Raw genomic sequence first — 21,733 nt, forward strand, 5'->3', positions numbered from 1 at the left:
CAAATCCGGACGTCCTGAAACCGTATCCGGGCGACACTTTCTATACAGGTCCTAGTTTTGCGGTATCCTGTTAAAAAACCAGGGCTACATTTTATGAAAAAAAACCTGCTGCTATTAAGTTTTCTTGCGTTTCCTTTCGGCCTGCTTGCTCAAGATCTGCCTTTGCCGGTAAAAAAAGAAGGCCTTCAAATCCGTTTTTCCAAAAACATAGAAGTGATGGGTTTCACTTTTTTCCTTGGCTCTTATGGACAACAGCTTATGGATCAACCTGAAGCAAACAACTCCGCGGGAGTCAAAAATCAGGATTGGAATGCTTATGCCTTTGCATTTTATGAAAAATACTTCGATTTTAAAACAGATCCGGACTTACAGAAGCTGACCAGCATTGAAGAAAATACCGAAGGGGCGGCCATGATCAGTTTTTTATTGTTGGCGGAGGATTTTCCGAATGCAACATTTCCTGAAGACCTTCCTGAAAAACACCTTCAGGCTTTTGCCCCGGGGCGTAGTCTGAAAGAAGCCCGGCAGATTGCACAGGAATTTCTGGACTGCGGTAACCGTTTGTATAAACACCTGAATTTTGAAAATTACTTTAGGGACAATAAAGCTTTTTACGATACAGCCATTGCAGAACTGCTCGGTGCTTTACCATCAGATCAGGCCATGGAAGCCGTACAAGCCTTTTACAGAAAACGCTTTGATGCCTATGTACTTATGCCCAGCCTCACCATCCCGCCCGGAATGGGTTTTGGGGTAAATACGACTGCTAAAGGAAAAACCACCATTTACAATGTTTTTGGCAGCAGAGGCGTACAGCAACTTTCCGGAAACAAAGCTTTAAAAATGGGTTTCAGTGATGAAAACATGGTCAGGGAACTCAGTACACATGAATTTGGACATTCTTTCACCAATCCGGTATTGGATAAGCTTCCGGATGCACTTTTCCGGAGTTCCGAAAAACTGTTTGGCCCATTAAGGCAAGCCATGAGCAACCAGGCTTATAACACCTGGAAGATTTGTCTCTATGAACATTTTGTGCGGGCCGCAGAAGTATTGATCGCCAGAAGGCTGGGCAAAACAAAGAATGCGGACATCTTGCTAAACCATTATGTTAAAGACAGGAAATTCATTTACCTGCCGGAATTGATTTCAATTCTGGAGCATTACGAAAAAGATCCGAAAATGTCTTATGCTACTGCTGCTGAAACCTTTTTAAAACAACTGGCCTTAAAGGCAAAGCAAAATTAAAGGCGCTTCAAATCTGCTATAATCAGTTCCGCAGTCCTGGCCGAGGCCCCCGGTTTGCCCATTAATGCAGATAATTCTTTGTAGTCCTGCAGCATTGCTGCCCGCTGTGGCCCTTCCAGCAAAGGCTGTAAATTTTTGATGATCTCTGAGCTGTTGCAGGCTTCCTGTATCAGTTCAGAGACTACTTTTCTATTCATGATCAGGTTAACCAGGGAAATGTATTTAATTTTAACCAGCATTCTTGCAATGGCAATGGAAACCGGACTCCCCTTATACACCACGACCTGGGGAATATGAAAAAGAGCTGTTTCCAAAGTTGCTGTACCTGAAGCAACGACCGCAGCCCTTGATTCGTGTAAAAGATCATAAGTCTGGGCAAAAACAAGGGGTATATTTTTATTTCCGATAAAGGTCTTGTAATAGTCTTCCTTAAAAGTTGGTGCAGCAGCGATGACAAACTGATGTGCCGGAAAATGATCTGTCAAACCAAGCATGACGGGTAACAAACGTTCAATCTCCTGCTTGCGGCTGCCTGGCAGTAATGCAATCAGGGGACCATTCCCCAGCTTATACCGTTCCCTGAAATCTGCAGCAGGAGAAAATTTCGATATTTCATCCAGTAAAGGATTACCCACATAGTCTACTTTCATTCCCCATTCTTTGTAGAACTCCACTTCAAAAGGAAGGATACAAAACAGCCGGTCTACAATCTTTTTGATTTTAAGGACCCTTTTCTGGTTCCAGGCCCAGACTTTGGGAGAAATATAGTAAAAAACCCTGATGCCATTTGCCTTGGCAAATTCTGCTATTTTTAAGTTAAAGCCAGGAAAATCAACCAAGATCAGCGCATCCGGCCTGTTGGCCAGCAAGTCTTCTTTACAGGATTTAAGGTTTTTAAAAATGGTCCGAAGGTTCAGTACCACTTCTGCAAACCCCATAAAAGCCATTTCGGAATAATGTTTAACCAGTTCACCCCCTTCGGCCCGCATTTTATCTCCGCCAAAGTATCTGAAAGCGGCCTGCTGGTCATGATCCTTTAATGCCCGCATTAAATTGGCCCCGTGAAGGTCCCCCGATGCTTCTCCTGCAACTAAATAATACTTCATTACTGACGGACTTTATAAATGAAAAAAGCAAGGGCCCATAAAAAAGTGGCACTTAGTATTCCCCTGCCTGTATTTTCCTGCTGCTGTTTAAAAAAGTACTTTAACAGTAAAGCATTTACACCAATACAACAGATGAGCAATAAATCGGCTTTGGCCAGATAAGAGACCTGATGCATAATGTACCAGGTGATTCCAACCAGCACACCCGGTACAGCAAGCCCGATCCAAAAGCCTGTAAAAACCGTATCCTTTAAATTCTTAAACATTAAAACTCCATGAATTTAAAACAGGAATCGCATGATGGGCAGTCAGGTCAAATTGAACAGGAACTATAGATGCATAACCGTTATCCAAAGCCCATACATCGGTATCCTCTCCCCTGTCGTTGTTCTGAAAGACACCGGTCAGCCAGTAATAGGGCCTGTGGTAAGGATCTTTTCTTTCGTCAAATTCCTCCGCCCATTTTGCATTGGCCTGACGGCATATTTTAATTCCTTTGATGTGTTCTCCATTTGGAAAATTGACATTCAAAAGCGTTGCCGGTGGAAGGCCATGGGCCAGTACCTCTTCACAGATGGCTTTAATATATTTTTTACAATGGCTGAAATCTGCCTCCTGAGCGTAGTCGTCTAATGAAAAGCCTATAGATGGAATTTCTTCTATAGCACCTTCCACCGCTGCAGACATGGTTCCCGAATAAATCACATTAATGGAATTATTTAAACCATGGTTAATGCCCGAAACACAAAGATCAGGTTTTTTACCCTTAAAAATCCGGTTCACAGCGAGTTTTACACAGTCTACCGGTGTCCCAGAACATTTGTACATTTCAACGCCTTCATAAAGGTCTACTCTATCAAAACGCAATGGTTTTCCAATGGTAATGGCATGTCCCATTCCGGACTGGGGACCGTCTGGGGCCACCACAACCACATTACCGATTTCCTGTACAACCTCAATCAGATTTTTAATGCCCGGGGCTGTAATTCCATCGTCATTTACCACTAAAATGTTCGGTCTTGAATGCTGTGTTTTCATTTTATACGCGCTTTTTTATACTCCCATCATTTGGAACGGTAAAAATACAAGATTTAAACAGATTAATTGGGATTATCCTTTATACAGTTACCATATTTATAATGAATCGTGTTATATTTGAATGTAACTAAATGGATATAATTATTTTGCAAATGCAATGCTCCTTCTGCTTCCTCAAAATTTAAACATAAAAAAACAAACCAATTCATTATGAAGAATAAACTACTGCTTATTGCTGGTTTTCTACTCTCTTCAAGCGGGGCAATGGCCCAATCTGCCTACCAGTGGAAAACAGCAACTTCGGGAGGATATACCTATAAGTATGTCACCAACGACCCGACCAAATCCAGGTTTTACAGCCTGAAAAACGGGCTGACCGTTATCCTTTCACCCAATCCAAAAGAACCGAATATCGAATTCCGCATGTCGGTAAGAGCCGGAAGCAATACCGACCCCCGTACCAATACCGGACTTGCCCATTATCTGGAGCACCTTTTGTTTAAAGGGACAGACAAATTCGGGACAACGGATTATGCGAAAGAAAAACCTTACCTGGATAAAATCGATGCCTTATACGAACAGTACAATAAAACGACTGATCCTGCAAAGCGTAAGGAAATCTATAAAGAAATCGATAAAACTTCTGGTGAAGCCTCTAATATTTCTATTGCCAACGAATACGATAAAATGATCCAGGGTATTGGTGGTCAATCTTCCAATGCACATACTTCGGTAGAAGAAACCGTATACAACGAAGGCTTTCCGTCGAATTCTACCGATAAATTTCTTGCCCTGCAGGCCGAGCGTTTCCGCAATCCTATTTTCCGTATTTTCCATACGGAACTTGAAGCAGTTTATGAAGAAAAAAACCGTGGCCTGGATGATGATGGAAATAAAATGTATGAAGGGATGTCAAATTTATTGTTCCCTACGCACAATTATGGTCAACAGACCACTATCGGTACCATTGAACACCTGAAAAACCCTTCATTGGTGGAGATCAAGAAATACTACCATAAATATTATGTACCAAACAATATGGCCGTTATCCTTTCGGGTGATTTCAATCCGGATGAAATGATCAAAAAGGTAGACAATGCTTTTGCCTATATGCAGCCAAAGCCGGTTACCCTGTATAACCCTGCTCCTGAAAAGCCGCTTACTAAAGTGCAAACGATAGACATCTATGGTCCAAGTGCAGAAAGCGTACAGATCTTTTACAGAGGTTATGCAGAAAACAGTCCGCAAAGTTTATTACTTGAACTGACTGCACGTATCCTTTCCAATGGAAAAGCAGGGCTTTTTGACCTGAATCTGAACAAGCAACAAAAAGTTCTTCGCCCGGGTGCCGGTTATCAGCAAATGAAAGATTATGGCTTGTTTTATTTAACTGCCCAGCCTAAACAGGGACAAAGCCTGGAAGAAGTAAAAAAATTATTGCTGGAGCAAATTGACCTGCTTAAAAAAGGAGAATTCGATGCTTCCCTGATCAAAGCAACTGTAGCCAATAGCAGGTTGAGTCGGTTACAACAATTTGACAACAATAATTTCAGGGCTGAAGCCATTTCCGACGAATTCATATTGAACCGCGGAACCAAATGGGATAAAAGTCTGGATGGTCCGGATGCCATGTCCAAGGTGACTAAACAACAAATTGTTGATTTTGCAAAACAATTTTTTGGAGAAAACTATGTGGTCGGCTTCAAACATAAAGGAGAAGACAAAAACATCATTAAAGTTGAAAAACCTTTAATTACACCAATCAATCCAAATGCGAATGCCATTTCTGCCTTCACAAAAAATTTACTGGCCTTACCGGTAAAACCCATTGAACCAAAATTCCTGGATTACACCAAAGACCTTAATTTTGGCAAATCCGGTATTGCCGATGTGATTACGGTCCAAAATAAAGACAACAGTATTTTCCGCATGAGCTATCGCTTTAACCTGGGCTCCTATAATTCCAAGTTATTGCCATATGCTGCGCAATACCTTAATTTTTTAAGTACAGATAAATATACTGCTGAAGAGATCAGCAAACAGTTCTACAACATTGCATGTAACTATAGCGTGAATATCGGAACTGAAGTTGCCACCATTAGCATCAGCGGCCTACAAGAGAATTTTGATAAAGCCGTGAGCCTGGTAGAGCATGTACTAGCCAATTGTAAACCAAATGAAAAAGCCCTCACAGAATTAAAGGGAAGCATTTTAAAAGCCAGACAAAATGCGAAATTAAACAAAGCTGCCATTTTAAACGGTCTGGTATCTTATGCACAATACGGAGCGGCAAACCCGAGCAATTATGTCCTGACAAATGACGAACTGGACAAAGTCACAGCCGATCAGTTGATTTACATTTTGCATAATTTCACCAATTATGAGCACAGCATCACTTATTACGGGCCTAAAAGCCTGGGTGAATTTACAGCTGACATTGCTAAATTGCATGCACTTCCAAAAGAATTTACGCCTGCTTCACCGGCGGCGAAATTCACCTATACCACCACCAATGCCAATCAGGTCCTTTTCGCAGACTATGATATGGTCCAGTCTGAGATCAGATGGGTACGCAACGACGGACAGTATGATCCAAACTTAATCGGCAAGGTCAACTTGTTTAACAATTATTTTGGAGGAGGTATGGGTTCAATTGTTTTCCAGACCATCAGGGAATCTAAAGCACTGGCTTATTCGACGTATGCTTTTTATTCTGCACCCGACAAAAAAGACAAGGACTATGCAATGATTGCCTATGTAGGAAGTCAGGCTGATAAAATGAATGACGCTGTAAAAGGCATGAACGAATTACTAACCGATCTTCCTCAACTGGATAAATCCTTCGATAATGCAAAAAGCAATTCCATCAACGCGGTGGAAACCGGACGCATTACCAAGGATGGCATCATAGCAAGCTATTTTTCGGATAAAAAACTTGGCTTTGACCATGATTCCCGTATAGATCTGTACAAAAGCTTAAAACCATTGACCTTTGCAGACCTGAAGAATTTCCATGCAGAACATGTTTCGGGTAAAGCCTATAACTACTGTATTGTGGCTTCAGAGAAAAAAGTAAAAATGGAAGACATGCAAAAATTTGGGCCAGTGACTAAATTGACACTGGAACAAATTTTTGGTTATTAAATTTTTTATTTCAGGCAGGTAAACCCTTTTCGGTTGACCCGGTAAAAGCCCCCCGTTATGATTTGGACGGGGGGCTTTTGTTTTGCCTCTCTTGCCCGCAAGCGAACACAAAACTGTTCGATAACGAACATAAAAAATCGTCCCAGACTGCGCTATTGTTGTTTTACCTGGGATTTAGGATATGGCACATCACTTGTCTGAACTCCAGAAAAACCTACAAAAATGATGAAGAGATTACTTTTACTTTTATTATTCCCTATTTCCTTATTTGCCCAATCCAATAAACTCAGCAAAGCCGATAAAATTTACGGATTGTCTAAATTCTGGCAGGAAGTCAATTATAATTTTGTTTACCTCAATAAAGTAGACCGCCCCAAATGGGACAGTACTTACAAAGCTTTAATTATCAGTATTCCCGAAACCAAAAATGATTACCAGTACTACCGGGAATTGCAGAAATTCTGTGCCTTGTTAAAAGATGGGCACACCAATATTTACATGCCCGAGACTAAAGATTTTGAAACCATGACCACCATGTTTGGCGATTATCGTTTTTTTATTCAGAACATTGGCGGCAAGGCCATCATTGCCCGTGTGAACCTGTCGAAAAAAGATGAAATACCTCCTGGAAGTGAAGTCATCGAAGTAAATGGTCAAAATACCAATGATTATATTGCTGCACATGTCGCTCCTTATATTTCCTCCTCAACGGATTATGTTTTAAAAGACTTGAGCATTTCAAGTTTACTGAAGGGACTTGCGGGTGATGAATTTACCATCAAAATAAGAAAACCTAAAGGACAAATGGTTTCCTTGAAACTGACACACAAAACGACGACAGAAAAAGAAGTTTATCCTGCTTTTGATGATGAAAACCAGCTCCTGGATTTTAAATGGTATACTAATGATATCGCTTACATCGCGCTCAATTCTTTTGGGGACAGAAAAATAGATACGCTTTTCCATCAAAAACTTCCTGAACTCCAAAAGGCAAAAAAAATAATTATCGACCTTAGAAAAAATGGCGGTGGCAATACGGACATAGGCACGGAAATTCTACAACACTTAACCAACGATACCGTATTGTATGGTGCAAAAAATGCAACAAGGCAACACCTTCCAGCTTTTAAAGCCTGGGGTAAGTATGTGGAACCTAAGGATACCATAAAAAATGAATGGAACAAAAAAGCACTGCTAATTAACCGGGACAATTATTATTACACCTTTGATTACCGACCAAAAAAAATCAGGTTAGACATGCAAAGAGTTGTTGTTCCAACTGCTATTTTAATTGGTCACAATACGGCTTCTGCTGCTGAAGATTTTTTAATTTATGCAGACAATCAAAGGCACATGGTTAAAATTGGCCAGAATTCCTATGGCAGCACCGGCCAACCCTTTGTTTTTGATTTGCCTGGAGGCGGTTCAGCAAGGGTTTGCACCAAAAAAGACACTTATCCTGACGGCCGTGAATTTGTAGGTTATGGCATAAAACCGGATATGGAAATTGTTCCAAGCCTGGAAGATTATATTCAGAAAAAAGATCCTGTACTCGAAAAGGCCCTGAACTACCTGAATAAAATAAAATAAAAAAGAAGTCCCGGCCTTTGGCCGGGACTTCTTTTTTATTTTAAAGGGATTTTAACCACTTTACTACCTCATCGCGGGTCTTTCCCGTTTTTTGCTGTAACTTTCCCAGTAATTCATCATCTTTTCCCTCCTCATGTTTCAAATCATCTTCTGTTAAGTCGGCATAAGCCTGCTTTACTTTTCCTTTAAGCTCGTTCCACTTTCCTTTTAATTCTAATGTATCCATGGTCATTGTTTTTATGTTTAATCTTTAAACCGTTCTTTTTAAAGAACAAGCAGCTAAAAAAAAAGTTTGGACAAACTGCAACCTTTACTCCTTTGCTTCGTCTTAATCAAAACCAAATCGCATGAAAAAACTATTTTACCTGCTCCCTTTTCTTGTCCTTTTTCAGAGCTCCTGTACCATGATGGTTAAAGGACTGGCCAAAACAGTTGCCAAACATTATGACGATCACAAGGACCTCAATCTATCTGATCTGGAACTGATCAATCAAAATGGCCAGACCGGAAAATTTGGCACAAGCTTTACCGGAAAAACCGTGTATTTATATGCCTGGGAACAACAGTTGCCACGGACGGATCAGGATAGCGATTATGCAGGGCTAAAAAAACGTTTTGCCAAATACAATGATGTCGTATTCATTAACATTTATACTGGTTCCAGCGAAAAAGACTGGCAGAAAATACAAAATATCAAAAATGAAAGGGTAGCGGTATACCGCCTGTCTTCTGCCCCGCAAAATGCAGGTTTTAAAAAATTGGTTGACTCTTCTACTGTAGTCAACATTATTGGAAAAGATGGTGCCTTATTGGGGTTTAAGGGCCCTACCCCCTCTGACAAACTCCTGGTGGATTATGCACTGGACCAGGCCAGAACTGGAATAGATGCCACAACATCGACCAAAACTATGATTAAGGGTATAAATAGCAACCGCCGGTTTAAAAACCCGGCCCTATACACCTGGTACGAAAATCATTTTGGCACAAAACCGGCAGACAAACTCAGCGTGAGTATTTCCAATAACGGAAATTAAACCCATAAACAAACAGCCGCCCGGAACCAAAATGTCCGGGCGGCTGTTTGTTAAGAACAAATCTAAGGCATCAGACCTGTTTTGCTTTCTCTATAATTTCCTCCACTACCGCAGGGTCCTGTAACGTACTGATGTCTCCAAGATTAGAGATATCGCCTTCGGCAATTTTTCTTAAAATACGTCTCATAATTTTTCCTGACCGGGTTTTAGGCAGACCAGATACAAACAGGATCTTATCGGGCTTCGCTATCGCCCCGATCACCCTGGTTACGGTTTGCAGAATGTCTTTACGGCTCAGGTCTGCATCACTGTGCGGATTAGGAAAAATAACAAAAGCATAAATGCCCTGTCCTTTCACCTCATGAGGATAACCCACCACAGCACTTTCAACTACCCCTGCATGCATATTAATGGCATTTTCCACCTCGGCAGTACCGATCCGGTGTCCGGATACATTGATCACATCATCTACCCTTCCAGTAATTCTATAATATCCGTCCTCATCCCTCAAACAACCATCACCTGTAAAATAAAGGTTTTCATAGGTCGAAAAATAAGTGAGTTTACAGCGCTGGTGATCTCCGTAGGTTGTTCTGAGCATACCAGGCCATGGGAATTTGATGCATAAATTTCCACTCACTCCATTGCCTTCTATGACATTCCCCTGCTCGTCGACCAGCACAGGCTGTACGCCCGGTAAAGGTAAAGTGGCATAGCTGGGTTTGGTCGGGGTCACAAAAGCAATGGGAGAAATCATCAACCCACCGGTTTCGGTTTGCCACCAGGTATCTACTATAGGACATTTTTTCTTGCCCACATGCTCATCAAACCAATGCCAGGCCTCTTCATTTATAGGTTCTCCTACCGACCCCAATACCCTTAAAGAACTCAGGTCTGCGCCATCCACCGGTTCATCACCAAAGCCCATTAAAGACCGGATGGCGGTCGGGGCCGTATAGAGAATATTTACTTTGTGTTTATCCACCACCTCCCATAGCCTGGCCGGTGTAGGATAGGTCGGCACCCCCTCAAACATCAGGGTCGTTGCCCCTTGCGATAAAGGTCCGTAAACAATATAAGAGTGGCCTGTGATCCAGCCAATATCGGCCGTACAGAAAAAGACTTCTTCGGGCTGGTAATTAAATACATTTGAAAAAGTATAACCCGCATAAACCATATAGCCACCTACGGTATGGACTACACCTTTGGGTTTACCGGTTGAACCCGATGTGTATAAAATAAACAGCATGTCTTCTGCATCCATCTCTTGAGCAGGACAATCGGTATCCACTAATTTAATTTCATCCTCAAACCAAAGGTCTCTGCCTTTTAACATGGACACTGGGGTGCGGGTATGGGTCAGCACGATCACTTTTTCTACCGAAGGACAACCGATGAGCGCATCATCGATCACTTCTTTCAGCTGGATCTGTTTGGCTCCCCTGTAAGCGCCATCTGCAGTAATGACCAGTTTACAACTGGCATCATTAATACGGTCTGCAATAGATTTTGCAGAAAAACCACCAAAAACTACGGAATGCACCGCACCGATTCTTGCACAGGCCAATACAGCCACCGCCAATTCAGGTACCATTGGCATGTAAATACACACCCTGTCTCCTTTTTTGACCTGGTTTTTTTTGAGTACATTGGCAAAACGGCACACCTGCTCATGCAGGATTTTATAGGTCAACGTAATACTGTCTTTTTCGGGATCATTTGATTCCCATATGATGGCCGGTTTATCACCGTTTTCTGCAAGATGCCTGTCCAGGCAGTTTTCGGTGATGTTCAGCTTGGCACCTTCAAACCATTTAACATTAGGCTCTGAAAAGTTCCAGCTCAGGACTTTGTCCCATTTCTTTCTCCATTTAAAAGTACTCGCTATGCCAGACCAAAACTCTTCCGGCTGTTCAACGCTTAGTTTGTAGGTTTTTTGATATTCATCAAAAGAATTAATTTGCATCATGTGGTTCTTATTTCAATACTAAGATCCAAATATAGCTTTATTGGTTTTGTTAAAGTATTTATATTTAATATTAAGAATTTATATAAATTTGTGGCCTTACAACAGTCGCAGAGGGAATATTGATAATATTTTTGAAAAATATCCGGTAGCGCCTTGATGATTACAAATATTATTCAGATATTTGCACACTCTTAAAAAATTAAGCGACTAATAATTAACAATATATATTTAAAGGCATGTCTAGAGTTTGTGATTTAACCGGAAAAATGGCGATGACAGGTTTTAATGTTTCTCACTCAAATGTTAAAACTAAGCGTAAGTTTTATCCCAACTTACAACTTCAGAAATTTTATATTCCTGAGGAAGATCGTTGGATAACACTGAAAGTATCTACTTCAGCTATCAAAACCATCAATAAAATTGGTATTACAGAAGCAATCAACCGCTTCGTGAAAAAAGGATTTTTGTAACAACTTCGGCTGGTTTTTACCGGCTTCAATTATAATAAAATGGCAAAGAAAGGTAACAGAGTACAAGTTATTCTAGAATGTACAGAGCATAAAACTAGCGGCATGCCTGGTATGTCTAGATATATCTCTACTAAAAACCGTAAAAACACTACTGAAAGATTAGAGTTGAAAAAATTCAATCCAGTATTGAAAAAAGTAACTGTACACAAAGAAATTAAGTAATACATTTAGTATTTCAACAATACAAATCTATTTAGATCATGGCAAAAAAGGTAGTTGCAACCCTTAAAACGGGTAAAGGAAAAGAGTATTCGAAAGTTATTACAATGACTAAATCGCCTAAAACAGGTGCATATTCTTTCAAAGAAATCATTGTTCACAACGATCACGTTAAAGATGCTATTACTGCACCTCAAGAAGGTAAGTAATCTCAATATTCTATAATATTAGAGCCGTCCCTTCATTCTGGGAGGGCTTTTTTTGTTTTGTTAAACATTCGTATGGGTCTATTTGATTTTTTCAAGAAAAAAGAAACCGCCCCCGAAGCCCAGGAAGCTTTGGACAGGGGTTTAGAGAAAACTAAAGAAGGTTTTTTAAGTAAAATCACCAAAGCTGTTGCCGGAAAGTCAACCGTTGATGATGATGTTCTTGACAACCTGGAGGAAGTATTGGTCACTTCTGATGTGGGGGTTTCCACTACACTAAAAATTATTGACCGTGTCCAGCAGCGTGTTTCAAAAGACAAATACCTTTCTACCTCCGAGCTGAATCATTTGCTCCGGGACGAGATCCAATTGCTTCTGGCAGAAAACAACAGCAATGACTTTCGCAAGTTTGAATATGGTGACCATAAACCTTATGTCATTATGGTGGTTGGGGTCAACGGTGTGGGTAAAACCACGACCATTGGTAAATTGGCCAGTAAACTTAAAAATGAAAACCTTAAAGTCGTGCTGGGTGCTGCAGATACCTTCAGGGCAGCTGCCGTTGAGCAGATTAAACTATGGGGCGAGCGTGTAGGTGTACGTGTGGTGGCCCAGGCCATGGGTTCGGATCCTGCTTCTGTGGCTTTTGATACCCTGCAGTCTGCGGTGGCCAACAAAGAAGACGTGGTCATTATAGATACTGCCGGACGTTTGCACAACAAAATCGGCCTGATGAATGAATTGGGGAAAATCAAAAACGTAATGGACAAAGTTGTTCCGGGCGCCCCTCATGAAATTTTGCTGGTCCTTGACGGATCGACCGGACAAAATGCCTTTGAGCAATGTAAACAATTTACAGAAGCAACAGATGTGAATGCCCTGGCCATTACCAAACTGGATGGCACAGCCAAAGGTGGCGTAGTGATCGGGATTTCCGACCAGTTCAAAATTCCCGTAAAATACATCGGTGTGGGTGAAGGCGTAAATGACCTTCAGTTGTTTGATAAAAAAGCATTCGTAGACAGCTTATTCAAATAAACCCCACTCAAAAAATTAATATTGTCCCTTTGGGGATCCATTTTATATCAAATTCAATGAATACAAAAACCACTTCCAAAATCATTACCGCTAAAAAACCCAAGGTCAACGTCATTACCCTGGGCTGCTCCAAAAATCTTTATGATTCTGAAGTTTTAATGGGACAGTTGCGCGGAAATCAAATGGATGTGGTACATGAATCTGATAAAGTCAGTAAAGACGATATTGTGGTGATCAATACCTGCGGTTTTATTGACAATGCCAAACAGGAATCAATAGACACCATTTTACAATACAGCCAGTTAAAGGAACAAGGCAAGGTGGGTAAAGTGATTGTGACCGGCTGCCTTTCTGAGCGTTATAAACCAGAACTGGAGTCCGAGATCACCAATGTGGATGCCTTTTTCGGGACCAACGACCTTAACAACATCCTGCACTCGTTGGGTGCCAATTATAAACATGAACTGATTGGAGAAAGATTATTGACAACCCCTTCTCATTTTGCCTATTTTAAAATTGCCGAAGGCTGTAACCGTCCCTGCTCCTTTTGTGCCATTCCTTTAATGCGCGGAAAACACGTTTCCCGTGACATGAACGAACTGGTGAACGAAGCAAAAATACTGGCTGCCGGGGGCACCAAAGAACTTATCCTGATTGCACAGGACCTCACTTATTATGGCCTGGATATTTATGGAAAACGTAACCTTGACGAATTGCTCAGACGTTTATCGGATGTAAACGGTATAGAATGGATCCGTTTGCAATATGCCTATCCTTCGGGCTTTCCGATGGAAATCCTGGATGCCATGAATGAACGTGAAAACATCTGCAAATACCTGGATATGCCTTTACAGCACATCACAGACAATATGTTAAAGTCCATGCGCCGGGGAATCACCAAACAAAAGACCATAGATATCGTCAACCAAATCCGGGACAAAGTACCAAACATTGCCATGCGCACCACCCTGATTTGTGGTTATCCTGGCGAAACAGAGCAGGATTTTCAGGAAATGTTCGATTGGGTAGAAGCTACCCGTTTTGACCGTTTAGGCTGTTTTACCTATTCTCACGAAGAAAAAACCCATGCCCACAACCTTGTTGACGATGTACCTGAAGAAGTAAAACAGGAACGTGTGGATGCCATTATGGAGCTTCAGCAGGGAATTTCATTTGACATCAATCAACATAAGGTAGGCAAAACCTATAAAGTACTCGTGGACAGAAAAGAAGGTGATTATTTTATTGGACGTACCGAATTCGACTCTCCTGAAGTAGACAATGAGGTTTTAATCGACGCTGCTACGGGTTATGCCGCAAACGGAAGTTTTGTACAGGTAAAAATTGACCGTGCCGAAGATTTTGATCTGTATGGACAAATTGTAAAATAAAAGCACTGCACTGTGAATTATAGTTTAATAACTTAAATTCGTGCCGATGCTTGCCAAATACATATCTTACCAGGACACCCATTCCTTTTCTTCAGTCGTATTGGATTACGTAGAAGGAAAAAGGGTACTTGATCCTTTTTATAGCTTCCGGCCTGATTTGAATGGCTTTGAGCAAGCGCTGAATTCCCGTAAAATGATCGGGGACAGAACTGTACTGCTCCAAGCCCTGGAAAAACAATATGCTGGAATGGTGTTGAGCAATCCCCTGAAAACGAACCTCGGGTTGCTGGCAGAGGAAAAAACCTTTACCATTACCACAGGACATCAGCTCAATATTTTTACCGGCCCTTTATATTTTATTTATAAGATTGTCACGGCCATTAACCTGGCCAGGGAATTGAAACAACAATTTCCGGATTGTAATTTTGTTCCCGTTTATTGGATGGCCACTGAAGATCATGATTTTGAAGAGATCAATCACCTCAGGGTAGAAGATAAAATGTTGACCTGGAAAAAACAGGCTTCAGGTGCTACAGGGCGCTTAAACCCTAAAGACATCACGGAAGTTTTGCAGGCCTACAAAGGCTATCTGGGCATCAGTGAAAACGGGAAAAAACTCTCGGAACTGGTTGACCGGGCTTACAGTAACCACAGCAACCTCAGCGCAGCGACCCGTGAACTGGTCAATGGCCTTTTCGGTAATGAAGGCTTAATTTGTATCGATGCCGATGACCGCGCATTGAAACAGCAGTTTGCAGCCATCATTGCAGCAGATGTTACACAGCAGCATAGTTTCCGGGAAATCAGCCGCAGCAACCAGGCCCTGGAAAATGCCGGCTATAAAGCCCAGGTCAATCCAAGGGAAGTGAACTTTTTCTATATGACAGATCAGCTCCGCGAGCGGATCATCTATGAAAACGATACCTATAAAGTACTGAATACAGCACTTACTTTTACCCAGGAGGAGCTGATGCAGGAAATTAAAGATTATCCGGAACGTTTCAGCCCGAATGTAGTCATGCGTCCCCTGTACCAGGAAGTCATCCTCCCAAATCTGGCTTATATTGGAGGTGGGGCCGAAGTGACCTACTGGCTGCAGCTCAAATCAAATTTTGATCATTATCATGTACCTTATCCGGTCCTGATGTTGCGCAACTCGGCACTGGTTATTGATGCCCAAAGCGCAAGAAAAATGCACATCCTGGGCATCAGTCATCAAAGTTTGTTTCAGTCCAATGAAACTTTAAAAAATGAATGGATCAAGTCGCATGTACACAACCTTGCCCTAAGCCTGGAGGATGAACGCAGGTCTGTGAGCGCCATATTTGACCACATCAAACTAGATGCCTTTAAGATTGATAAAACTTTATCCCCTTCTACCGATGCTGCAAAAACCAGGACCCTAAAGCTGATCGACAACCTGGAAAAAAAGATGCTCAGGGCAGAAAAAAGAAAACATGCGACTTCTTTGAACCAGATCGATGCCCTAAAAAACAAACTTTTCCCTTCCGGTGTATTACAGGAAAGGGTGGTAAATATTGCCCCTATGTATGTTCTTTATGGCGACGATTTTATTCAATCCCTGTTGAAAAGCTTTAAACCACTGGACCATCAGTTTACCGTGTTTTTTGCCTAACAAAGCCTGTATATGATTTTTCAAACTTTTACCGAGCAGCAATTACGCAGTTTTACAGAAGCTGTTTTTTTAAAAATGGGTTGCAGTGATACCCATGCCCGTTTGGCTGCCGATGTATTGCTTAAATCGGACCTTCGTGGAATTGACTCCCATGGTGTAGCGCGTTTAAGCGGCTATGTAAGGCTTTGGGAGAAAAAAAGGATCAATAGCCGGCCTGACATCAAAATCGTTCACCAAACGGCGACAACCGCCACTGTAGACGGCGATGCCGGACTGGGTCTGGTCGTTGCCCCATTTGCCATGGAACTGGCCATAGAAAAAGCAAAAGTTTACGGCAGCGGCTGGGTATCTGTACGCAATTCCAACCATTTTGGCATTGCCGGATACCATTCCCTGATGGCAGTGGAAAATGACATGATCGGCATCAGCATGACCAATGCGAGTCCGCTGGTTGCACCAACCTATTCCAGTGAACGCCTGTTGGGCACCAATCCCATGTGTTATGCTTTTCCCGCCGGGGCATATCCTCCTGTTGTGGTCGATATGGCTACTGCAGCGGCAGCAAACGGGAAACTGGAAATTGCTCAGAGAGCAGATTTACCTATACCTGAAGGCTGGGTACAAAACAAGCAGGGACACAGTTCTACTAATGCACACGAACTAAAAAATGGCGGTTCTCTATTACCGCTAGGTAGTGATAAGGATCATGGAAGCCATAAAGGCTATGGCCTGGGGGCAACAGTAGATATTTTATCCGCGGTACTTTCAGGCGCAAATTATGGCCCCTGGGTCCCTCCCTTTGTTGCTTTTCTGGAACCGCCTTCGGATCCGGTTGGAGAAGGAATAGGACATTTTCTGGGTGCCATGCGCGTAGATGGTTTCCGTCCGGCAGCAGAATTTAAAACCCACCTGGACAACTGGATTGCGCGTTTTAAAAGCTCAGGTACCATAGACCCTTCCAAAAAGGTTATTATTCCGGGTGAACCCGAATACCTGTCTGAGCAGCAGCGCCGGGAAAAAGGCATTCCTTTAATCGATGCGGTGGTAAAAGACCTGAACGAACTTGCCCAAAAGCTGGGAAGCCACACCCTTTCCTAAAAAAAGGGATTCTAATGAATCCCTTTTAATAACCTGCTCCATCTGATCTTACTAAAGAAAGAGCCTTTATCGTTATAGCTCATCCAGATGAACAAAGCCTTACCGACCACATGGTCCTCCGGAACAAAGCCCCAGAAACGGGAGTCCAGTGAATTGTGCCTGTTATCCCCCTGCATCCAGTAATAATCCATTTTAAAGGTATAACTGTCTGCTTTCTGACCATTGATCATCCAGTCTTTGCCTACTTTTTCAACCTTATTTCCTTCATAGATCCGAATGCTCCTTTCGTACAAAGGCATGGTCACACTGTCCAGTTTTACTGTCCAGCCTTTTTTAGGAATGGTAATCGGTCCAAAATTGTCTACATTCCATTTCCTGGCTGGATCATGCGGAAAAACGCCCAGGTCCTGCTCCCCTTCCGGCTTGGTGTTCTCCTGAACACTTTCTACGAAATCCAGTTTACGGACCTGTTCCATCATTGGTTCTGTACCTGTAAACTCATAGGTGTTTTGAGAAAGCCCGGTAATATCTGCCTGAAGGTCAAAACCCATGCCTTCAAAAATACTGAAATTGACTTCTGAGGTTTTAAATTTCACCGCATAAGTAATCTGTCCGGTACTTTTCAGTTTCTCCGGTTTTCCATTTACCGATACCAGTCCGTTTTTCATACTGACCACATCACCGGCAATGCCAATACAACGCTTGATGTAATTTTCTCTTTTATCGACGGGTCTGCTCACAATGGTAAACTGGCTGTTTACCGCTTTCCAACCTAAAGACCTCACCATTTCATAATAATTATGGTCCTGTTGCTCCAGGGCTACTGTATCGCCCTCGGGAAAGTTAAAAACCACCACATCATTTCTTTTGATATTGGTTAAGCCAGGTAAACGGCGGTATTTCCACTGTACGCCATCCCAATACGCTTTTGTACCTGTTAAAGGCATGGTATGGTGCGCAAAAGGAAAAGCTATAGGTGTCATGGGAATCCTAGCCCCATAATTCACTTTACTTACAAACAAAAAGTCGCCAACAAGTAATGACCGTTCCATCGAGCCGGTTGGAATGGTGTAGGCTTCAATAAAAAAGACCCGGATTACAGTGGCGGCGACAACCGCAAATATAATGGCATCAGTCCATTCCCTGCCTTTGGATTTTTTCTTTTTTGGATTGGCAGTATCCTTATTTTTTTGCCAGAACTTCCAGTTCATATTTTGTTTTATTTAAAATTAAATATATCGGCAATATTGTAAAAGCCTTGTTTATTTTGCAGCCATTCTGCCGCAACTACTGCACCCAGAGCAAAACCAGCCCTACTGTGGGCCGTATGTTTCAGTTCAATATCATCCACTTCGGAGCTGTAAATTACCGTATGTGTGCCAGGTACATTTTCTACCCGCTGCGAGGTGATCAGCAACTGGTCATTTTTCAATACCTGTTCAAATGGAGTTCCTTCCAATTCATTTACCCATTCTTTTTTATTGTCCAGGTTTTCAATAATTTCCTCGGCCAGGGTCATGGCCGTACCGCTTGGGGCATCCAGTTTCTGGGTATGGTGGATCTCTTCCACCTGTACATCATAATCCGGAAAATTATTCATCAAACGGGCCATTACTTCATTAATGTGAAAAAACAAATTGACACCTATGCTGAAATTCGACCCGTAAAGCAGGGTATTGTTACGGTTCAGACAATCATTTTTTACTTCCTGCAGCTGTCCATACCAGCCGGTTGTTCCCACAACGACGGGTAAATTCGCATCAAAACAGGCGTAAATGTTACTTAAAGCAGCATCGGGCGCACTGAAGTCTATAGCCATATCGGCTTTTCTCAGGTTTGCCGTATTCAGCTCCTGCTGATTGTCAATGTTTATTTTTAATACAATTTCATGGCCTCTTTCTAGTGCAAAACGCTCTATGATCTGACCCATTTTACCATAACCAAGCAGGGCTATTTTCATTGTTTTCTATTTCTTTTTTATAATGATACGGTTTTTTAAACCTTATGTGCTAATTTCTCTTAAAACCTCATGGACAACTTTATGCCCGGACTTACCGCTCCATTATAACCATAAAGCATGTCTTTCTGGATCAGGGTGGGGCTAATTTTAAAACCCAGGTCCTGGCCAATATCAAAATATTTGAGCCGGGCATCGACATAAGCCTCAATGATATTGGCCGCATACAGGGCCCCAAAGGAGAAAATGATCACCCAGCGGTTACGGGCATAAGTATCTTTTGCCGTAATCAGCCCTGATGTCGGATAAGGGATCAAAGAACCATTCGGATCAGGTACTCCGTTGTGGTTCACCCGGTACTGCAGTTCAGTCAGGTATTTATGATAGTTATTTGTATTGTCTATATACGAAAGGGCTAGTAATGTCGCTCCGGTATAAATTGCCCCAACTTTAATGAGGCGGTATACCGTAACCCCATTGCCGATCTGGCCCAGGCCAGGCACCATTGCAGAACGTAAAGCGGCTTTACGACCTGCTATTTTACCCAGGTTCACATAAGGTTTGGGTTTGAGGGTATCGGTTCCGGACCTTACAATTTTGGCACTGTCTTTTTTTATTTCAATAGGCTGCTGTGCCTTTAAAGATAAAGAGGCAAAAAACAACAGGGCTGTTATGACCAACAGGCTTTTAGGCATTACCAATCTAATAATTCTAAGATTCTGTTCAGGTCATCATCAGAAACAAAGGGAATTTCAATAGCCCCTTTGCCATTTTGTCCAACTTTGAGTTTAACCTTTGTTGCAAACCTGGAAGCCAGGTCTTTTTGAAGTTTCTGATACTCAAAAGAAACGCCGGCAGATTGTTTACCTGTTTTAGGCTTCAGCTGCAAGCTGTTGATGCTCCTGACCAGTTCTTCTACCTTACGGACCGAAAGGCCCTTATCCAGAATTTCCTGGTGAATAAACAATTGTTTATCTACCCCTTCCACACTGATTAAAGCCCGTGCGTGCCCCATAGAAATTTTCTGGTCACGGATAGAGATCTGTATGACAGGGGGAAGTTTCAGTAAACGCAGGTAATTGGTTACCGTTGTCCGGTTTTTTCCAACCCTTTCCCCGAGTTGTTCTTGCTTTAAATTACATTCCTCCATCATGCGCTGGAAACTTAAGGCCACTTCTATTGCGTTTAAGTTTTCGCGTTGTATATTCTCGATCAGCGCCATTTCCAGCATCTGCTGGTCATTGGCACTCCGGATATAGGCTGGTATTCTGCTTAATCCGGCCATTTTGGAAGCGCGAAGTCTTCGTTCCCCGGAAATTAGCTGGTACTGGTTTGCAGCCGTTTTTCTGACCGTAATGGGCTGGATCAGGCCTTGTACCTTTATGGATTCGCTCAGTTCATTTAAAGCAACCTGATCAAACTCTGTACGGGGTTGGTAGGGATTGGTTTCAATCTCATGGATGTTAATTTCCCCTATATTGTTTTCCTGACTTTGTGCAGAACCGGTTTCACTGACCGGATTTATGCTGCTCTTAGGCGGATGGACAGCATCTGTATCGTCCAAAAGCGCACTTAATCCTTTACCTAAACCTGTTTTTCGCTGAAAAGACGTCATTAAGTTTTATTTATATAATTGCTGTTTTCAAATCTTCAACCTCATCGACCAATCCGTTTTTACGGACAATTTCGCGGGCCAGATTCAGATAATTAATCGCTCCCTTGCAATTTGCATCGTGCATAATGACAGATACACCATAACTTGGGGCTTCACTTAAACGTGTATTGCGTTGTATAATGGTTTCAAATACCAGGTCCTGGAAATGGGTCCTGACCTCTTCAACCACCTGGTTGGAAAGGCGTAGGCGCACATCGTACATGGTCAGTAAAATGCCTTCGATTTCCAGTTCAGGGTTCAGTCTGGTTTGGACAATTTTTATGGTGTTGAGTAATTTACCCAGCCCTTCCAATGCAAAATACTCACACTGAACGGGAATGATCACAGAATTTGCCGCTGTTAAAGCGTTAATGGTAATCAGACCCAGCGAAGGAGAACAGTCAATGATGATAAAATCGTACTGGTCTTTTACTTTTTCCAGTACCGCTTTCATTTTATATTCCCTGCTGCTGAGGTTGATCATTTCAATTTCTGCCCCGACAAGGTCAATATGCGCAGGCAATAGGTCAAGATTCGGTGTATCGGTTTTTTGTATCGCTTCAGAAGGCTCTACATCATTAATGATACATTCGTAAATGCTGTTTTTGATATTCCTTGGATCAAATCCAATACCGGAAGTGGAATTGGCCTGAGGATCTGCATCGACCAATAAGGTCCTGTACTCTAATACGGCTAAGCTAGCGGCTAAATTTATAGAAGAAGTGGTTTTACCAACCCCTCCCTTTTGATTCGCTAATGCAATAATTTTACTCATTTATCTTTTTAAAAATTACCTTTTATTTACCTGAAGCTTGATTATACTTGATTTTTTTACACCAAAAAATGCTATTTTTGTATGAATCAGGCACTTTTTAACGATTAGCTAAGATACAAACTTATTGCCATATATGGCGACAATGCAATAAGTGTTTTAA

21 protein-coding genes are annotated in these 21,733 nt (G+C 42.0%); 11 read left to right on the forward strand and 10 right to left on the reverse strand.

Annotated features, from left to right (window positions below):
- The first annotated feature begins 93 nt into the window (after window positions 1-93).
- Window positions 94-1,248: a DUF4932 domain-containing protein gene (locus B0O44_RS14550; RefSeq protein WP_110831806.1), complete on the forward strand. Its 1,155-nt coding sequence runs from the start codon at window positions 94-96 to the stop codon at window positions 1,246-1,248.
- Here B0O44_RS14550 and lpxB read toward each other — a convergent pair.
- From lpxB to surE, 3 genes are read right to left on the reverse strand one after another with little or no spacing between them, the layout of a single operon-like run.
- Window positions 1,245-2,354, reverse strand: coding sequence for a lipid-A-disaccharide synthase (gene lpxB / locus B0O44_RS14555; RefSeq protein WP_110831808.1), 1,110 nt, complete (start codon window positions 2,352-2,354; stop codon window positions 1,245-1,247). The genes B0O44_RS14550 and lpxB overlap by 4 nt on opposite strands.
- Window positions 2,354-2,620 (reverse strand): stationary phase survival protein SurE, encoded by a 267-nt coding sequence (locus B0O44_RS14560; RefSeq protein ID WP_110831810.1) that lies wholly within the window; start codon window positions 2,618-2,620, stop codon window positions 2,354-2,356. Before B0O44_RS14560 ends, lpxB begins: the two co-directional genes overlap by 1 nt.
- Window positions 2,613-3,392, reverse strand: coding sequence for a 5'/3'-nucleotidase SurE (gene surE / locus B0O44_RS14565; protein WP_110831812.1), 780 nt, complete (start codon window positions 3,390-3,392; stop codon window positions 2,613-2,615). Before surE ends, B0O44_RS14560 begins: the two co-directional genes overlap by 8 nt.
- Before the next feature lie 210 nt (window positions 3,393-3,602).
- Between surE and B0O44_RS14570 the strand changes: the two genes are divergently transcribed.
- Together B0O44_RS14570 and B0O44_RS14575 are read left to right on the forward strand one after the other, a co-directional pair.
- The gene (locus B0O44_RS14570; RefSeq protein ID WP_110831814.1) at window positions 3,603-6,536 is read left to right on the forward strand and encodes a M16 family metallopeptidase; all 2,934 of its coding nucleotides are present in this window, start codon (window positions 3,603-3,605) and stop codon (window positions 6,534-6,536) included.
- Between the two features lie 222 nt (window positions 6,537-6,758).
- A complete protein-coding gene (locus tag B0O44_RS14575) occupies window positions 6,759-8,126 on the forward strand; it encodes a S41 family peptidase (RefSeq protein WP_211321378.1) in 1,368 nt (455 codons plus the stop codon).
- A gap of 40 nt (window positions 8,127-8,166) precedes the next feature.
- On the opposite strand, the gene B0O44_RS14580 is transcribed toward B0O44_RS14575, so the two are convergent.
- On the reverse strand, window positions 8,167-8,352 hold the full coding sequence (locus B0O44_RS14580) for a CsbD family protein (RefSeq protein WP_110831994.1): 186 nt from the start codon (window positions 8,350-8,352) through the stop codon (window positions 8,167-8,169).
- Window positions 8,353-8,473: 121 nt separating this feature from the next.
- On the opposite strand from B0O44_RS14580, the gene B0O44_RS14585 reads away from it, so the two are divergent.
- Entirely contained in the window at window positions 8,474-9,160 is a 687-nt protein-coding gene (locus B0O44_RS14585; RefSeq protein WP_110831818.1) for a hypothetical protein, read from the forward strand.
- Window positions 9,161-9,230: 70 nt separating this feature from the next.
- On the opposite strand, the gene acs is transcribed toward B0O44_RS14585, so the two are convergent.
- Complete coding sequence (acs, locus tag B0O44_RS14590; protein WP_110831997.1) at window positions 9,231-11,126, reverse strand: acetate--CoA ligase; 1,896 nt, start codon at window positions 11,124-11,126, stop codon at window positions 9,231-9,233.
- Window positions 11,127-11,365: 239 nt separating this feature from the next.
- Here acs and rpmB point away from each other — a divergent pair, with 239 nt between their 5' ends.
- The 7 genes from rpmB (at window position 11,366) to B0O44_RS14625 (ending at window position 17,187) form a co-directional block, all read left to right on the forward strand.
- The gene (rpmB, locus tag B0O44_RS14595; RefSeq protein ID WP_108554931.1) at window positions 11,366-11,599 is read left to right on the forward strand and encodes a 50S ribosomal protein L28; all 234 of its coding nucleotides are present in this window, start codon (window positions 11,366-11,368) and stop codon (window positions 11,597-11,599) included.
- Window positions 11,600-11,638: 39 nt separating this feature from the next.
- Complete coding sequence (gene rpmG / locus B0O44_RS14600; RefSeq protein ID WP_008242799.1) at window positions 11,639-11,821, forward strand: 50S ribosomal protein L33; 183 nt, start codon at window positions 11,639-11,641, stop codon at window positions 11,819-11,821.
- A 38-nt stretch (window positions 11,822-11,859) separates the two neighbouring features.
- Entirely contained in the window at window positions 11,860-12,027 is a 168-nt protein-coding gene (locus tag B0O44_RS14605; RefSeq protein ID WP_108554932.1) for a DUF4295 domain-containing protein, read from the forward strand.
- Window positions 12,028-12,099: 72 nt separating this feature from the next.
- Complete coding sequence (gene ftsY, locus B0O44_RS14610; protein ID WP_110831820.1) at window positions 12,100-13,062, forward strand: signal recognition particle-docking protein FtsY; 963 nt, start codon at window positions 12,100-12,102, stop codon at window positions 13,060-13,062.
- Window positions 13,063-13,118: 56 nt separating this feature from the next.
- Window positions 13,119-14,453 carry a 30S ribosomal protein S12 methylthiotransferase RimO gene (rimO, locus tag B0O44_RS14615; protein WP_110831822.1) on the forward strand — a complete coding sequence of 445 codons (1,335 nt, stop codon included), beginning with the start codon at window positions 13,119-13,121 and terminating at the stop codon, window positions 14,451-14,453.
- Window positions 14,454-14,499: 46 nt separating this feature from the next.
- Entirely contained in the window at window positions 14,500-16,089 is a 1,590-nt protein-coding gene (gene bshC, locus B0O44_RS14620; protein WP_110831824.1) for a bacillithiol biosynthesis cysteine-adding enzyme BshC, read from the forward strand.
- Window positions 16,090-16,101: 12 nt separating this feature from the next.
- Window positions 16,102-17,187, forward strand: coding sequence for an Ldh family oxidoreductase (locus B0O44_RS14625; RefSeq protein WP_110831827.1), 1,086 nt, complete (start codon window positions 16,102-16,104; stop codon window positions 17,185-17,187).
- An 11-nt stretch (window positions 17,188-17,198) separates the two neighbouring features.
- Here the strand turns inward: B0O44_RS14625 and lepB are convergent, their stop codons facing one another.
- From lepB to B0O44_RS14650, 5 genes are read right to left on the reverse strand one after another with little or no spacing between them, the layout of a single operon-like run.
- The gene (gene lepB / locus B0O44_RS14630) at window positions 17,199-18,398 is read right to left on the reverse strand and encodes a signal peptidase I (RefSeq protein WP_110831829.1); all 1,200 of its coding nucleotides are present in this window, start codon (window positions 18,396-18,398) and stop codon (window positions 17,199-17,201) included.
- Between the two features lie 8 nt (window positions 18,399-18,406).
- Window positions 18,407-19,147, reverse strand: a complete 741-nt coding sequence (dapB, locus tag B0O44_RS14635; protein WP_110831832.1) for a 4-hydroxy-tetrahydrodipicolinate reductase — start codon at window positions 19,145-19,147, stop codon at window positions 18,407-18,409.
- A gap of 59 nt (window positions 19,148-19,206) precedes the next feature.
- The gene (locus tag B0O44_RS14640; RefSeq protein ID WP_110831835.1) at window positions 19,207-19,839 is read right to left on the reverse strand and encodes a DUF5683 domain-containing protein; all 633 of its coding nucleotides are present in this window, start codon (window positions 19,837-19,839) and stop codon (window positions 19,207-19,209) included.
- On the reverse strand, window positions 19,839-20,759 hold the full coding sequence (locus B0O44_RS14645; protein WP_110831837.1) for a ParB/RepB/Spo0J family partition protein: 921 nt from the start codon (window positions 20,757-20,759) through the stop codon (window positions 19,839-19,841). Before B0O44_RS14645 ends, B0O44_RS14640 begins: the two co-directional genes overlap by 1 nt.
- A gap of 10 nt (window positions 20,760-20,769) precedes the next feature.
- Window positions 20,770-21,573 (reverse strand): ParA family protein, encoded by an 804-nt coding sequence (locus tag B0O44_RS14650; RefSeq protein WP_110831840.1) that lies wholly within the window; start codon window positions 21,571-21,573, stop codon window positions 20,770-20,772.
- Window positions 21,574-21,733: the final 160 nt, after the last annotated feature.

The sequence above is a fragment of the Pedobacter nutrimenti genome, from assembly GCF_003208655.1.
GTDB lineage: Bacteria > Bacteroidota > Bacteroidia > Sphingobacteriales > Sphingobacteriaceae > Pedobacter > Pedobacter nutrimenti.

What these genes read in the sequence shown, in the direction of transcription:
- B0O44_RS14550 (WP_110831806.1), top strand. Translation starts at nt 94, where the DNA reads ATGAAAAAAAACCTGCTGCTATTAAGTTTTCTTGCGTTTCCTTTCGGC.
- lpxB (WP_110831808.1), bottom strand. Translation starts at nt 2,354, where the DNA reads ATGAAGTATTATTTAGTTGCAGGAGAAGCATCGGGGGACCTTCACGGG.
- B0O44_RS14560 (WP_110831810.1), bottom strand. Translation starts at nt 2,620, where the DNA reads ATGTTTAAGAATTTAAAGGATACGGTTTTTACAGGCTTTTGGATCGGG.
- surE (WP_110831812.1), bottom strand. Translation starts at nt 3,392, where the DNA reads ATGAAAACACAGCATTCAAGACCGAACATTTTAGTGGTAAATGACGAT.
- B0O44_RS14570 (WP_110831814.1), top strand. Translation starts at nt 3,603, where the DNA reads ATGAAGAATAAACTACTGCTTATTGCTGGTTTTCTACTCTCTTCAAGC.
- B0O44_RS14575 (WP_211321378.1), top strand. Translation starts at nt 6,759, where the DNA reads ATGATGAAGAGATTACTTTTACTTTTATTATTCCCTATTTCCTTATTT.
- B0O44_RS14580 (WP_110831994.1), bottom strand. Translation starts at nt 8,352, where the DNA reads ATGGATACATTAGAATTAAAAGGAAAGTGGAACGAGCTTAAAGGAAAA.
- B0O44_RS14585 (WP_110831818.1), top strand. Translation starts at nt 8,474, where the DNA reads ATGAAAAAACTATTTTACCTGCTCCCTTTTCTTGTCCTTTTTCAGAGC.
- acs (WP_110831997.1), bottom strand. Translation starts at nt 11,126, where the DNA reads ATGCAAATTAATTCTTTTGATGAATATCAAAAAACCTACAAACTAAGC.
- rpmB (WP_108554931.1), top strand. Translation starts at nt 11,366, where the DNA reads ATGTCTAGAGTTTGTGATTTAACCGGAAAAATGGCGATGACAGGTTTT.
- rpmG (WP_008242799.1), top strand. Translation starts at nt 11,639, where the DNA reads ATGGCAAAGAAAGGTAACAGAGTACAAGTTATTCTAGAATGTACAGAG.
- B0O44_RS14605 (WP_108554932.1), top strand. Translation starts at nt 11,860, where the DNA reads ATGGCAAAAAAGGTAGTTGCAACCCTTAAAACGGGTAAAGGAAAAGAG.
- ftsY (WP_110831820.1), top strand. Translation starts at nt 12,100, where the DNA reads ATGGGTCTATTTGATTTTTTCAAGAAAAAAGAAACCGCCCCCGAAGCC.
- rimO (WP_110831822.1), top strand. Translation starts at nt 13,119, where the DNA reads ATGAATACAAAAACCACTTCCAAAATCATTACCGCTAAAAAACCCAAG.
- bshC (WP_110831824.1), top strand. Translation starts at nt 14,500, where the DNA reads ATGCTTGCCAAATACATATCTTACCAGGACACCCATTCCTTTTCTTCA.
- B0O44_RS14625 (WP_110831827.1), top strand. Translation starts at nt 16,102, where the DNA reads ATGATTTTTCAAACTTTTACCGAGCAGCAATTACGCAGTTTTACAGAA.
- lepB (WP_110831829.1), bottom strand. Translation starts at nt 18,398, where the DNA reads ATGAACTGGAAGTTCTGGCAAAAAAATAAGGATACTGCCAATCCAAAA.
- dapB (WP_110831832.1), bottom strand. Translation starts at nt 19,147, where the DNA reads ATGAAAATAGCCCTGCTTGGTTATGGTAAAATGGGTCAGATCATAGAG.
- B0O44_RS14640 (WP_110831835.1), bottom strand. Translation starts at nt 19,839, where the DNA reads ATGCCTAAAAGCCTGTTGGTCATAACAGCCCTGTTGTTTTTTGCCTCT.
- B0O44_RS14645 (WP_110831837.1), bottom strand. Translation starts at nt 20,759, where the DNA reads ATGACGTCTTTTCAGCGAAAAACAGGTTTAGGTAAAGGATTAAGTGCG.
- B0O44_RS14650 (WP_110831840.1), bottom strand. Translation starts at nt 21,573, where the DNA reads ATGAGTAAAATTATTGCATTAGCGAATCAAAAGGGAGGGGTTGGTAAA.